The sequence below is a fragment of the Intrasporangium sp. genome, assembly GCF_035280925.1.
Classification (GTDB): Bacteria; Actinomycetota; Actinomycetes; order Actinomycetales; family Dermatophilaceae; genus Intrasporangium.
Map to the genome: position 1 here is coordinate 1 of NZ_DATEEY010000002.1, position 12,781 is coordinate 12,781.

A 12,781-nucleotide genomic window follows, 5' to 3' on the forward strand; every position below is an offset into this window, starting at 1 on the left:
CGCGACGAGCACAAGGAGCTCATCCCGCACATCGACGGACTCGCCGCGGCCGGTGACGCGGTCGGGGAGGCGAGCCTCGCCGAACAGCAGGAGAATGTCCACGCCTCCTACGTCTTCCTGACTGAGCACCTCATCCCGCACGCCGTCGCGGAGGACAAGGTCCTCTACGCCAAGGTCGACGAGCTGGTCGGCACCAACGGCAAGACCCACGCGACCGACACGATGCGACGCGACCACCAGGAGGTCGGCACGCTGACCGACGAGCTGGGCAAGCTCGGCGGCAAGCTCGAGAAGGGCAACCTCGCCGCGCCCGACCAGCACGAGCTGCGCCGGGTCCTCTACTCGCTCAACGGCATCGTCGGGCTCCACTTCGCCAAGGAGGAGGAGGTGTACCTGCCGCTGCTCGACCGGACCCTGACGGCCGAGCAGGCGCAGGAGATGTTCGAACAGATGGAGGAGGTCACGGCAAAGGAGGCCGGTGGCCAGGGCCACGCCCACTGACCGGCACTGCCGCCCGCCCCACGCAGACGGCCACGTGGCCACGGAAGCCGGCTCAGCGGCATACGGCATGATCCGTATGCCGCAGGGCCGGCTCAGCCGACGAAGGGCGGCGTTCGCTTCAGCTCGTGGCGGGCGATGGTGCGGCGGTGCACGGCATCGGGGCCGTCGACGATGCGCAGCACCCGTGCCCACGCGTAGAAGTAGGCGAGCGGGGTGTCCTGGGAGACGCCGGCTGCTCCGAAGACCTCGATGGCGCGGTCCACGACCCGGGTGGCCATGGCCGGTGCGGCGACCTTGATCCCGGAGATCTCGGTGCGGGCGCCCTTGGCGCCGTGCTGGTCGATGAGCCAGGCCGTCTTGTAGACGTAGAGGCGGGCCATGTCGATCTCGATCCGGGACTGCGCGATCAGCTCCTGCACGACGCCCATGCTCGACAGGTGCTCGCCGAACGCGACGCGCGACCTCGCCCGGTCGACCATCAGGGCGAGGGCCCGCTCGGCCATGCCGATGGCCCGCATCGCGTGGTGGATCCGGCCCGGGCCGAGGCGAGCCTGCGCGATCATGAACCCATCGCCCTCTCCCGCAATGAGATTCGCGACCGGCACCCGCACGTCACGGAAGACGATCTCGGCGTGGCCGTGCTGGTCGTGGTAGCCGAAGATCGACAGGTCCCGCTCGATGGTCAGCCCGGGCGTGTCTCGTGGCACGAGGACCATCGACTGCTGGCGGTGCGTGTCGGCGCTCGGCTCGGTCTTGCCCATGACGATGAAGACCTGGCACCGCTCGTCCATCGCGCCGCTGCTCCACCACTTGCGCCCGTTGATGACGTACTCGTCGCCCTCGCGGCGGATCACCGTCTGGATGTTCGTCGCGTCCGACGACGCCACGTCCGGCTCGGTCATCGAGAACGCCGACCGGATCTCGCCCGCCAGCAGCGGCTCGAGCCAGCGCTGCTTCTGCTCGTCGGTGCCGAACATGTGCAGCACCTCCATGTTCCCGGTGTCCGGGGCCTGGCAGTTGATCGCCTCCGGCGCGATGACCGGCGACCACCCCGAGATCTCCGCCAGGGCCGCGTAGTCGACGTTCGACAGGCCCGACTCGGCCGGCAGGAACAGGTTCCACAGGCCCCGCCGGCGCGCCGACTCCTTGAGCCGCTCGACGACGGGCGGCAGCGCGTACTGCCCGTGCTCGGCGAGGTGGCGGTAGTACTCGCCCTCGGCGGGGAACACCTCCTCGCGCATGAAGTCCCACATGCGAGCGGACAGCTCCTCCGCCTTCGGCGACAGTGCGAAGTCCATACGTGTCCCTTCACTGGTCCTTGACCGCGGCCAGGCCGGCGGCGACGAGCGGCTCGACGGCGGCGCCGATCGAGGCGAAGCCCTCCCCCACCGTCTGGCCGTGCGTGTACCGGTAGTGGATGCCCTCGAGGATGACGGCCAGCTTGAAGTAGGCCAGCCCGAGGTGGAACGACAGCTCGCCCAGGTCGCGACCCGATCCGGCGGCATACCGGTCGCGAATCTCCTCGGGGCCGAGCCACCCGGGCGCGAGGGCGACGTCCGACACCCCCGCGCCGCCGCCCATCCCGGACAGGGCCTGGTAGACCTGCAGCAGCCCGACGTCGGTGAGCGGGTCGCCGAGCGTGGCCATCTCCCAGTCGAGCACCGCGGTGACGCGGTCGTCCCCGTCGTGCGTGTCGATGAGCAGGTTGTCGAGGCGGAAGTCGCCGTGCACGATCGCCGGCGGCGACTCCGGCGGGACGTTGCCGGCCAGCCACGCGTGCAGCTCGTCGATCCCGGCGACCTCTCGGCTGCGCGACCCGTCGAGCTGCTGCTTCCAGCGCCGCACCTGCCGCTCGAGGAACCCCTGCGGCCGCCCGAAGTCGCCCAACCCGACGGCCTCCGGGTCGACCGCGTGGAGCGCGACGAGGGTGTCGACCATCCGCTCGGAGATCGCCCGCGTCCGCTCCGGGCCGAGCGCCTCGAGCTCCGCCGCGAGCCGGTAGGGCGTGCCGGGGGCGAGCTCCATCACGTAGAACGGCGCGCCGATCACCCCGTCACCCGGGCACACGGCATACGTCTCCGGGACGGGGACGTCGGTGTCGCGCAGCGCCGAGATGACCCGGTGCTCGCGGACCATGTCGTGCGCGGTCGCGAGGACGTGCCCGAGCGGGGGCCGGCGCACGATCACCTCGCGGTGCCCGTCGCCGACCACGTACGTCAGGTTCGACTTGCCCCCCGCGATCAGCCGTGCCGTGAGGGGGCCCTCCAGCAGGCCCGGAACGTGCTCGGCGAGGAAGGCCCGCAACGGGTCCAGGGGGAGCCCGGTCGGGTCTTCTTGGCCGTATGCCGCTGGGCTCGCTTCCCCGGCCGAGTCGCCTTGCGCGGGTGGCTGGGTCGGCTGGGTCGGCTGGGTCGGCTGGGTCGGCTGGGTCGGCTGGGTCGGCTGGGTCGGCTGGGTCATTGCACGTAGACCCACGCGACGTCGGCGACACAGGCCGGCTTGCCGCCGCCCTCGATCTCGATGGTCACCCGGACGACCGCCTGGGTGCCGATCGCGCTGGGCGTCAGCTCGACCAGCTGGGCCAAGGCCCGCACCTTGGAGCCGACCGGGACCGGAGCCGGGAACCGGACCTTGTTCGTCCCGTAGTTCAGGCCCATCGCCACGCCCTCGACTCGGTAGATCTCCGCGACGAGGACCGGCAGCAGCGAGAGGGTCAGGTAGCCGTGCGCGATGGTCTGCCCGAACGGGCCGTCCTTGGCCCGCTCCGGGTCGACATGGATCCACTGGTGGTCACCGGTCGCCTCGGCAAACAGGTTGACCTGCTCCTGGGTGATCTCGTGCCAGTCACTCTGCCCCAGCTGCTCGCCGACCGCCGCGCCGAGCTGGTCAAGACCGTCGAAGGTGCGCACCACGATCAGTCCTTCGGTCCGCCGGCGACGTAGATCACCTGGCCGGACACGTAGCCCGCCTCCTCGCGGACGAGGAACGAGGCCGTCGCCGCGATGTCGTCCGGCTGGCCGGCCCGGCCGACCGGGATCTCCTTCGCGGCGCCCTCGAGGAACTGCTCGAACGTGATGCCCATCCGCTCGGCCGTCGCCCTCGTCATGTCGGTGGCGATGAACCCGGGCGCGATCGCGTTGGCCGTGACCCCGAACTTGCCCAGCTCGATCGCCAGCGTCTTGGTGAAGCCCTGCAGACCCGCCTTGGCCGCCGAGTAGTTGACCTGCCCACGGTTGCCCAGGGCCGAGGTCGACGACAGGTTGACGATCCGGCCGAACTTCGCGTCGACCATGTACTTCTGGCAGGCGCGCGACATGAGGAACGAACCGCGCAGGTGGACACCCATGACCGCGTCCCAGTCGTCCACGGTCATCTTGAAGAGCATGTTGTCGCGGATGATGCCAGCGTTGTTGACCAGCACCGTCGGGGCGCCCAGCTCGGTGGCGACCCGTTCGACAGCGGCCTCGACCGCCGCCTCATCGGACACGTCCACGCCCACGGCCAGCGCCTTGCCACCAGCCGCCGCGATCTCCGACACCACTGCCTTGCAGGCGTTCTCGTCGAGGTCGAGCACGGCCACCTGAAGGCCGTCACTGGCCAGGCGCCTCGCCACCGCAGCGCCGATGCCGCGCGCGGCGCCGGTCACGATCGCGGTCCTGGGGGTCTGGTCGGTCTGCTGCGACTGGTCGCTCATGTGCTGGCCCTCTCGAGTCGTTGCTGGATCTTGCTCATTCCACCGAGCCACGCGTCCGGGTCGGCCGCGCGTCCGGCGTAGTACTGGCGCACGCTGGGGTGCGGGAGGATGTGCACCGACTCGCCGTGCAGCCCCTGCCACACGGCCTCCGCGACGTCCTCCGGACTCAGTGTGCCGTCACGAGTCAGCAGGTCCTTGAGGGGGCCGGCCTGCTCGAGGATCCGGGTGTCGACGCCGAGCGGGCAGACCGCCTGGACGATGATCCCGCGGTGCCGGTAGGTCGCGGCGAGCCATTCGGCCAGGGCGACGGACCCGTGCTTGGTCACGGAGTAGGGCAGGTCGCCGAGCATCGTCAGCAGACCGGCCGCGGAGGCAGTGAGGACGAGACGGCCGCCGCCCGACTCGAGCCACATCGGCACGAGCCGGCGCGCGGCGCGGACCTGGGCCATGAGGTTGACCTCGAGCAGGCGGGCCCAGTCGGCGTCAGAGGCCTCGAGGCCCACACCGGACGTGATGCCGGCGTTCGCGACGAAGAGGTCGATGCCACCCTCGTCCTCGAACTCCTGGAGCGCTGCCGCCACGAGACGGTCGACACCATCGGTCGACGCCGCGTCACCGGCGAGGGGCACGGCCCCGATCGCCGCGGCCGTCTGGGCCAGGACGGCCTCATCAACATCGTTGACGACGACCCGGATCCCCTCGGCGACGAGCCGCTCTGCGATGGCCGCCCCGATGCCGCGGGCCGCGCCAGTGACCACGGCGGTGCGGATCGTGGTGGGGTCTGGCACGGCACTCCTCCGGGGCTGATGGTTGCTGCGGCGCTGACTAAGCGCTTGCTTACCTTGGCGCGTCCCAGCACGGACGTCAAGTCCCGCCTCGCTGCTTCGAGCGCAGTCCGCGCCGCCACCTTCGTCGAGTGCTCAGTCCGCGCCGCTGGCAACTGCACACTCGACCGGGACTGGGCCACCCGCTCGTCGAGTGCGCGGTCCGAGCGCCACCTTCGTCGAGTGTGCAGTCCGCGCCACGGGCATCTACTGCACACTCGACCAGGACTGGGTCACCCGCTCGTCGAGTGTGCGGTCCGCGCCGGGTTGTCTGGTGCAGGATCGACTCATGCCGCTGTCTCTGTCCGATGTCGTCGCCACCTCGCGCACCGTCGCGAGCACCTCGTCCCGCACCGCGAAGGTCGACGCCTTGGCGGCCTGCCTGAGGCGCGCCGCGGACGACGGGCCCGAGACCGTCGAGGTCGTGGCGGCCCACCTCGCGGGCGTCCTACCCCAGCGCCGCCTGGGCGTCAGCTGGCGCGGCCTCCGCTCACTGCCGGACCCCGCCGCGACCTCGACCCTCTCCGTCCTCGAGGTGCATGCCGCGGCCACCGAGCTGGCGCAGGTCAGCGGCACGGGTTCCGCGGCGCGCCGCTCCGCCTTGGTCCGAGCGCTCTTCGAGCGGGCGACGGCCGAGGAGCAGCAGTGGTTGCGCGGCCTCATGACCGGTGAGACCCGGCAGGGTGCCGGTGACGGGGTCATGCTCCAGGCCATCGCGAAGGCCTCCGGAGTCCCCGACGCCACGGTGCGCCGGGCGGTGATGCTGGCCGGGCACGCCGGGCCGGTCGCCCGGGCCGCACTCGACGGCGGGGTCGAGGCACTGGACGGCCTGAGGCTCGAGGTCGGCCGCCCGCTCCGGCCGATGCTGGCAGGCTCGGCACCCGACGTGCCTGCGGCCCTGGCCGGGCTGGGAGGCGAGGTCCTCGTCGAGACCAAGCTGGACGGCATACGACTGCAGGCTCACGTCGACCACGGAGACGTCCGCCTCTTCACTCGGACGCTGGAGGACGCGACGGACCGCCTGCCGGACATCGTCGAGGCCCTGGCCGCCCTCGACGTCGAGAGCGCCGTGCTGGACGGGGAGGTCATCGCCCTCCGTGAGGACGGGCGGCCTGAGCCGTTCCAGGTCACCGGTGCTCGCACAGCCAGCAGCGCCGACCCCGAGAGCCTGCGCGACGAGGTCCCGCTGACGCCGTACTTCTTCGACCTCATGCACATCGACGGAGAGGACCTGCTGGACCACACGGCCACGGACCGCTGGGACCGGCTCGCCCAGACCGTCCCCGGCGCATGGCTGCCGGCGCGGCTTCTCACCGCAGACCCCGGCGAGGCGCAGGCCTTCTTCGACGACGTCGTCCGGGCGGGACACGAGGGGGTCATCGTCAAGGACCCCACGCTTCCCTATGCGGCCGGGCGACGCGGACAGGGGTGGGTCAAGGTCAAGCCTCGGCACACCCTGGACCTGGTCGTTCTTGCCGTCGAGTGGGGCAGCGGTCGGCGGCGGGGCTGGCTGTCCAACATCCACCTCGGCGCTCGCGACGCAGAGACCGGTGAGCTCGTCATGCTCGGCAAGACCTTCAAGGGCATGACCGACGAGATGCTGCGGTGGCAGACGGAGCGGTTCCGCGAGCTGGCCGTCGACGAGCCCGACTCGAGCGAGTGGGCCGTGCAGCTCCGTCCTGAGCAGGTCGTCGAGATCGCGTTCGACGGGGTGCAGCGGTCCAGCCGCTACCCGGGCGGGATGGCGCTGCGGTTCGCGCGGGTCCTGCGCTACCGCGACGACAAGCCCGTCGAGGAGATCGACACGGTCCAGACGGTCCGCCAGCTCGCCGGCTGGTGACCGCCTGGCAGCTCAGGGCCGTGAGCCGACCCGTCGCTCCAAGGCATCGATGACCGTCGGGCAGACGTCGACGTCGTAGAGCCTCTCGACGCTCTGCATGCCGCCCGCGCTCTCCGCGTTGATCTCCACGACCTTGTCGCCGATCACGTCGATGCCCACGAAGAACATGCCATCTGCCACCAGCTTGTCGGTCATTGCTTCGACCACGCTGAGCTCCACGTCGTCGGCGCCGACAGGGACGGAGCGTCCGCCGACGCTGATGTTCGCTCGTGGGTCGTTGCCCGTCGGTACCCGCCGGAAGGCGGCCAGCTGGCCGTCGCGTTCAAGGATGTGCCCATCGAGCAGGAAGATGCGGACATCCCCGTTCTCACCACCGTCGACGAACTCCTGGGCCAGGGCGTAACCGTCCTGCAGCACCGCCTCGGTCATCTGGGGAAGGTTCGTCTCGCTCTCGTCCTCGATCATGAACACGTTGCGGCCCTTGCCCCCGTAGAGCGGCTTGACGACGGAGTGACCGACCTTGGCCACGAACCTCTCGATCGCCTGGGGGTCTCGGGTCACGAGCGACCGCGGTCGGATCTTCTCCGGGAACTCCTCCAGGTAGAGCTTGCTCGTCGCTCGGATGAGGGACATCGGGTCGTTCACCACGGTGACGCCCCGAGCCTTGAGCATCTGGCCGAAGACGGGGCCCAAGGGGCTCGCCCATGGCCGCTCCTGCAGGTCGTCGATGGACTCGTTGCGCAGGAAGAGGGCATCGAGGTCTTCCATGACGATTCGTTCGGCGTCGCGCTCCTTGATCCGCTCCATCAACGTCGCCAGCGTGTCGCCCTCGTCGAAGTCCGCACGCCGAGCCCGCGCGAGGAGCTGCCCGTCGCCCTCCCCCAGCTCGACGTCGCCGACTCCGATGTACCAGACCTCGTGCCCGCTGCGGCACGCCGCCCGCGCCAACCGCGTCGTCGTGTACTCGTCCACCTCGGTGTCGACGTCCTTGACGAAGAACGCAATCCTCATGCCGCTTCCTCTCCCTCGTACAGGTCCATGACCGACGCTCCAGCGCGCAGCCTGTCCAGGCGCTCCGGCGCGCCGGGCACGTCCAGCCACCGTGGACGGACCCACGGTGGGTGGAGCACCTCGCGCTCGAGCAGCTCCTGGATCAGCGGGATGTGGTCCAGGGCAAGCTTTCCGACGAAGAGCGGATCGAGGCTCCCGCCTTCCGCAAGGAGGTCGAGGATGCGAGAGATACCGCGAAGGTAGATCGCGTCCTTGACGTTCCCGCCCCCGACGAAGACCCGGATGGCAATGGACCACGCCGTCCTCGTCGGGATCCGGTAGTCGGTGCGCAGCGACTCGAAGAGGTCGAGGAACTCGGCGCCGTCGAGCAGCTGCTCCACGGCCACGACGCGCCCCGCGAGCACGCGCAGGCGTCGCGGGTCCAGGCCTCCGGTCAGGTACTCCGCCAGCAGGGCCAGCCCCTCCTGCGTCTCGTCGTAGCCGGGCAGTCCGATGGTCAGCAGCTGCAGCGGTTGCCTGGCGCCGTTCTGGTAGGTGATGACATGGGTGCCGATCTCGTGGTGCAGCAACGGCTGCACGCGATCCGACCTGATGGCCGCGGTTTCGGGGATGAGCAGCTGACCGAACGACACCATCAGCTCGGAGACGTCGTCGCGCACCTCGACGCTGATCGGGAGCTCCGGATGCACGGCCCGGTATCGCTCGAGCTCCTCACGTGCTGCTTCAGCGAACACCCCCGCCGTCACGGTCTGCGTGCTGGGCGCCTGGGGCGGGATGGTCTCGAGCAGCTCCTCCGCAGCCCGTGCGAGGGGCGCGGTGACACCTCCGTAGAGCTGCAGCGTCCCGTACACGAACCGAGAGGTGTCACGATCCTCGAGGGCGGTGACCATACGGGCGATCTCGTCCCGCTTGGTCCGGAAGAGACTGTGCAGGGCGGGGTCGGTGATGTCCTCGATCTCGAGGTTGTAGAGGTCGCGGCGCACGAGATCCGGGTCGAACTCCAGCGGCCGCAGCCGCAGGGTCGGCGCCGTCCCGAAATCGCTTCGCTCGAAGTCAGCCCACGCCTCCGCCGCATTGACCGGCGTGACGTTGAGCAGCAGGTCCACGCTGCGCTCGATCTCCGTGAGACGCGCATCGACCTGAGCGGCGGACGAGAGCGGCTCGGTTCGTACTGACACGCTGCAGACGTACCCCGGAGAAGCAATGGGCAACACCAGCGAGTGGACACATTCACGTGGAAGCGAGCCCAGCGGCATACGGCTATAGGCTCGGGACCTTGCCACCCCCGACCCCACGAGGAGAACCCGTGAGCCAGCCACGCGTGACTGGGATGGGCTCAATTCCGCTCGAGGGACGGACTGCCTTTCGGGTGTGGGCGCCCAATGCCGAGCGGGTCGCCGTGACGGGAGGCTTCAACGCGTGGTCGACGGATCGCGACGTGCTCGAGCGGGAGGACGGCGGCCACTGGTACGGAGAGGTCGAGGGCGCGCGGCCGGGCGACGAGTACAAGTACGTCATCACGACCAACGGCGAGCAGCTCCACCGGATCGACCCACGCGCACGTGCGGTGACGAACTCAGTGGGCAACGGAATCATCTATGATCCGAACGCCTTTGACTGGGAAGGCGATTCGTTCACCACTCCGAACCACAACGAGCTCGTCATCTACGAGACGCACATCGGCTCGTTCGTCGCGGAGGAGGGCGAACCGGGGGACCTCGCGACCATGGCGAGTCGTCTGGGATACCTGAAGAGCTTGGGTATCAACGCGATCGAGCTCATGCCCGTGGCGGAGTTCGCGGGCGACTACTCCTGGGGCTACAACCCGGCCCACCCGTTCACCGTCGAGTCGAGCTACGGCGGACCGGACCACCTCAAGAAGTTCGTCCGTGAGGCACACAAACAGGGCATCGCGGTCATCGTCGACGTCGTCCTCAACCACTTCGGCCCGAGTGACCTGTCCCTGTGGCGGTTCGACGGCTACTCGGAGAACGGCAAGGGCGGGATCTACTTCTACCAGGACCACCGGTCGCAGACGCCGTGGGGCGACACACGCCCGGACTACGGCCGTGAGGAGGTCCGCCAGTACTGCCGGGACAATGCCCGCATGTGGATCGAGGAGTACCACATGGACGGGCTGCGCTTCGACGCCACCCTCTACATCCGCACCGTGAGCGGCATCGGCACCGAGATCCCCGAAGGCTGGGCGCTCATGCGCGACATCAACACCGCGATCCGAAGTGAGCTGCCGAGCAGGATCCTCATCGCCGAGGACCTCCAGAACGATCCCACGCTGACCTCGACGGAGGGCGCGGCCTTCAACGCCCAGTGGGACGCCGGCTTCGTCCACACCCTGCGCGCCTTGGTCACGACACCCGACGACGCGGCGCGCTCCATGCAGGCGCTCGCGGGCATCATTGTGGCGCAGGGGGACCCATGGGACCGTGTCATCTACTCCGAGAGTCATGATGAGGTCGCGAACGGGAAGCTTCGCGTACCCCAGGAGATCGATGGCGCCAACCCGTCCGCCTGGCCGGCGCAGAAGCGGGCCACGCTCGCCACGGCGATCGCGCTGACGAGCCCCGGCATCCCGATGCTCTTCCAGGGTCAGGAGTTCCTCGAGGACGAGTGGTTCCGGGACTCCGTGCCACTCGACTGGGAGCGTGCCGAAGCGTTCCGCGACATCGTGCGGCTCGTCCGCGACCTCGTCGTGCTGCGGCGCAACCTGACCGGCACCACGGCGGGTCTCACCGGCCCCCACACCGCGCTGGCCCACCTCGACGACGCAGGGAAGACCATCGCCTGGCTGCGATCGACCGACTCCGAGCCGGTCGCCGTCGTCGTCAACGCGAGCACCGACGCCCGCGACCTCACCATCGGGCTGCCCCGCCCCGGCCGCTGGGCCGTGCGCTTCAACTCGGACGCCTCGACCTACAGCGCACTCTTCGGCGGGCACACGACCCTCGATGTCGACGCCGCCAACACGCCGCTCAACGGCCAGCCCGCGAGGGCGAGTATCTCCGTCGGGCCCTACACACTCGTCGTGCTCAGTCCGGCGCGGTAGTCCGCGGCGCGGAGCGGGGCGTGCCGTCGGTCCGGGGCAGCCGGACCTCGAACCGACAGCCAGACCCCATGTTGCGTACGCCGACCGTCCCGCCGTGCGCCTCGACGAGGCCCCGGACGATGGCCAGACCCAGCCCTGCCCCTCCGCCCGCGTCTGGAGAGCGTGCCTGGGTCCCACGGAACCCGGCGTCGAAGACCCGCTCGAGGACGTCCTCCGGGATTCCACCGCAGGCGTCGTCGACGGTGATGACGGCCTCGGTGGGCGAGCCGTCCAGGGCGACATCGACGCGACCACCCCCTGGCGTGTGGTGAACGGCGTTGGTGACGAGGTTGTCGACGACCCGCGTCATCTCCTGCACATCGACGCGGATCGTGACATCGGACGACGGCCCGGCGCTGCCGCTGACCGTCACGCCGGCCGCCTCGGCAGCTGGTCGCGCCGCCGCGACGACGTCCGAGACGACGTCCCCGAGGGACACGGGAGTTCGGTTGCGCCCCGCCTGGCCGGCGTGGATGCGCGAGAGCTGGAGCAGGTCATCCACCATGTCGCCCATCCGACCGATGTCCTGCCGCAGTCGGCCGTACGCGCGAGGGACGTCTGTCACCACCCCGTCCTCGAGAGCATCGGTGATCGCGCGCATCCCGGCAAGTGGGCTGCGCAAGTCGTGCGAGATCCACGCGACGAGCTCGCGCCGCCGCTCCTCGACCTCGACTTCCCGCAGGCGGTCGGCCTCCGCGTCGGCCATCTGGCGGCCGAGTCGCTGGACGTGCCGCGCGATGACCCAACCGGTCACGAGGGCGACCGGCACCGTGGCGAGCAGACCGAGCAGGACGACCCGCGAGTCGTGCTCGCTGAGCAGCATCGCCCTGGCGCCGGCGTAGATCCCCGCAGCCACCGAGAGCACGACGACAACCGGCGCTGCCAGAGCCGCCCACACGGCAACCCGGACGGAGGGCCGCCGCGTCAGCAGGAGGACGAGCCAGGCGCCGGCAACACCGACGAGCGTGCTGACGCCGGCCGACACCAGAACGGCCTGGAGCTCAGCCCCCACCGGAGCCATCCTGTGTCGCATCCCACCGGTAGCCGACGCCGAAGACGGTGACCAGGCGGCGAGGCCTGCCGGGGTTGGCCTCGACCTTCTCGCGGACCCGGCGGACGTGGACGGTGACCGTCGACTCGTCCCCGAACTCCCAGCCCCAGACCGAGGACATCAGCTCTGCCCGGGTGAAGACCTGGCCGGAGTGGCTGACCATCCAGGTCAGCAGGTCGAACTCCCTCGTCGTCAGCGACAGCTCGCGCCCGTCGAGACGCACGCGGTGCCCCGCACGGTCGATGGCGAGGTCGCCGTCGACGAGCTCAGTGGGGCGCTCCGGCGGCTGGGCCCGCCCCACGTCGGCGTCTCCACCGAGGTCGACGCGTCGGAGCAGCGACTGGACGCGCAGGACGAGCTCGCGGGGGCTGAACGGCTTCGTCACGTAGTCGTCCGCGCCGATCTGGAGGCCGAGGACCCGGTCGGGCTCCTCACCGCGGGCGGTGACCATGATGACCGGCAGCCCGGGATGGACGAGGCGCAGCTGCCGGCACACCTCGAGCCCATCGGGGCCGGGCAGCATGAGGTCGAGCAGGACGATGTCGGGTCGGTGGTCCCGGGCGACCGCCAGTCCGGCGACGCCGTCGCCGACGACATCGACGTCCATGCCGGCGCGCTCGAGGTAGGCGGCCACGACTCCGGCGACCGTCGAGTCGTCGTCGATCACGAGCACCCGAGGCACGACCTCAGGATAGGGCTGCACCCGCCGCCGGGAGGCGCCTCAGGTGGCCCTCGGGATCCACGTCACGACCCCGTA

At 70.2% G+C, this 12,781-nt stretch carries 12 protein-coding genes; 3 read left to right on the forward strand and 9 right to left on the reverse strand.

Annotated features, from left to right (window positions below; genetic code table 11):
• On the forward strand, positions 1–501 hold a 501-nt coding region (locus VJN29_RS00010; protein WP_324141191.1), incomplete at its 5' end, for a hemerythrin domain-containing protein.
• Positions 502–593: 92 nt separating this feature from the next.
• Here VJN29_RS00010 and VJN29_RS00015 read toward each other — a convergent pair.
• From VJN29_RS00015 to VJN29_RS00035, 5 genes are read right to left on the reverse strand one after another with little or no spacing between them, the layout of a single operon-like run.
• On the reverse strand, positions 594–1,799 hold the full coding sequence (locus tag VJN29_RS00015) for an acyl-CoA dehydrogenase family protein (RefSeq protein WP_324141193.1): 1,206 nt from the start codon (positions 1,797–1,799) through the stop codon (positions 594–596).
• A gap of 10 nt (positions 1,800–1,809) precedes the next feature.
• Positions 1,810–2,961, reverse strand: a complete 1,152-nt coding sequence (locus VJN29_RS00020) for a phosphotransferase family protein (RefSeq protein ID WP_324141195.1) — start codon at positions 2,959–2,961, stop codon at positions 1,810–1,812.
• Positions 2,958–3,410: a MaoC family dehydratase gene (locus VJN29_RS00025; RefSeq protein WP_324141273.1), complete on the reverse strand. Its 453-nt coding sequence runs from the start codon at positions 3,408–3,410 to the stop codon at positions 2,958–2,960. Before VJN29_RS00025 ends, VJN29_RS00020 begins: the two co-directional genes overlap by 4 nt.
• 5 nt (positions 3,411–3,415) lie before the next feature.
• Positions 3,416–4,195, reverse strand: coding sequence for a 3-oxoacyl-ACP reductase FabG (gene fabG, locus VJN29_RS00030; RefSeq protein WP_324141197.1), 780 nt, complete (start codon positions 4,193–4,195; stop codon positions 3,416–3,418).
• Positions 4,192–4,983, reverse strand: a complete 792-nt coding sequence (locus VJN29_RS00035) for an SDR family oxidoreductase (RefSeq protein WP_324141199.1) — start codon at positions 4,981–4,983, stop codon at positions 4,192–4,194. Before VJN29_RS00035 ends, fabG begins: the two co-directional genes overlap by 4 nt.
• Positions 4,984–5,308: 325 nt before the next feature.
• Here VJN29_RS00035 and VJN29_RS00040 point away from each other — a divergent pair, with 325 nt between their 5' ends.
• Positions 5,309–6,859, forward strand: coding sequence for an ATP-dependent DNA ligase (locus VJN29_RS00040; RefSeq protein ID WP_324141201.1), 1,551 nt, complete (start codon positions 5,309–5,311; stop codon positions 6,857–6,859).
• Positions 6,860–6,871: 12 nt separating this feature from the next.
• On the opposite strand, the gene VJN29_RS00045 is transcribed toward VJN29_RS00040, so the two are convergent.
• Both VJN29_RS00045 and VJN29_RS00050 read right to left on the reverse strand, forming a co-directional pair.
• Complete coding sequence (locus VJN29_RS00045; protein WP_324141203.1) at positions 6,872–7,870, reverse strand: glutathione synthase; 999 nt, start codon at positions 7,868–7,870, stop codon at positions 6,872–6,874.
• A complete protein-coding gene (locus tag VJN29_RS00050; protein WP_324141205.1) occupies positions 7,867–9,048 on the reverse strand; it encodes a flavohemoglobin expression-modulating QEGLA motif protein in 1,182 nt (393 codons plus the stop codon). The genes VJN29_RS00045 and VJN29_RS00050 overlap by 4 nt, the downstream gene beginning before the upstream one ends.
• Positions 9,049–9,176: 128 nt before the next feature.
• Between VJN29_RS00050 and VJN29_RS00055 the strand changes: the two genes are divergently transcribed.
• A complete protein-coding gene (locus VJN29_RS00055) occupies positions 9,177–10,934 on the forward strand; it encodes an alpha-amylase family glycosyl hydrolase (RefSeq protein WP_324141208.1) in 1,758 nt (585 codons plus the stop codon).
• Here VJN29_RS00055 and VJN29_RS00060 read toward each other — a convergent pair.
• Together VJN29_RS00060 and VJN29_RS00065 are read right to left on the reverse strand one after the other, a co-directional pair.
• The gene (locus VJN29_RS00060) at positions 10,918–11,985 is read right to left on the reverse strand and encodes a HAMP domain-containing sensor histidine kinase (RefSeq protein ID WP_324141209.1); all 1,068 of its coding nucleotides are present in this window, start codon (positions 11,983–11,985) and stop codon (positions 10,918–10,920) included. The two genes, VJN29_RS00055 and VJN29_RS00060, sit on opposite strands and share 17 nt — an antisense overlap.
• Entirely contained in the window at positions 11,975–12,706 is a 732-nt protein-coding gene (locus VJN29_RS00065; protein ID WP_324141211.1) for a response regulator transcription factor, read from the reverse strand. The genes VJN29_RS00060 and VJN29_RS00065 overlap by 11 nt, the downstream gene beginning before the upstream one ends.
• Positions 12,707–12,781: the final 75 nt, after the last annotated feature.

What these genes read in the sequence shown, in the direction of transcription:
- VJN29_RS00040 (WP_324141201.1), top strand. Translation starts at nt 5,309, where the DNA reads ATGCCGCTGTCTCTGTCCGATGTCGTCGCCACCTCGCGCACCGTCGCG.
- VJN29_RS00015 (WP_324141193.1), bottom strand. Translation starts at nt 1,799, where the DNA reads ATGGACTTCGCACTGTCGCCGAAGGCGGAGGAGCTGTCCGCTCGCATG.
- fabG (WP_324141197.1), bottom strand. Translation starts at nt 4,195, where the DNA reads ATGAGCGACCAGTCGCAGCAGACCGACCAGACCCCCAGGACCGCGATC.
- VJN29_RS00045 (WP_324141203.1), bottom strand. Translation starts at nt 7,870, where the DNA reads ATGAGGATTGCGTTCTTCGTCAAGGACGTCGACACCGAGGTGGACGAG.
- VJN29_RS00020 (WP_324141195.1), bottom strand. Translation starts at nt 2,961, where the DNA reads ATGACCCAGCCGACCCAGCCGACCCAGCCGACCCAGCCGACCCAGCCG.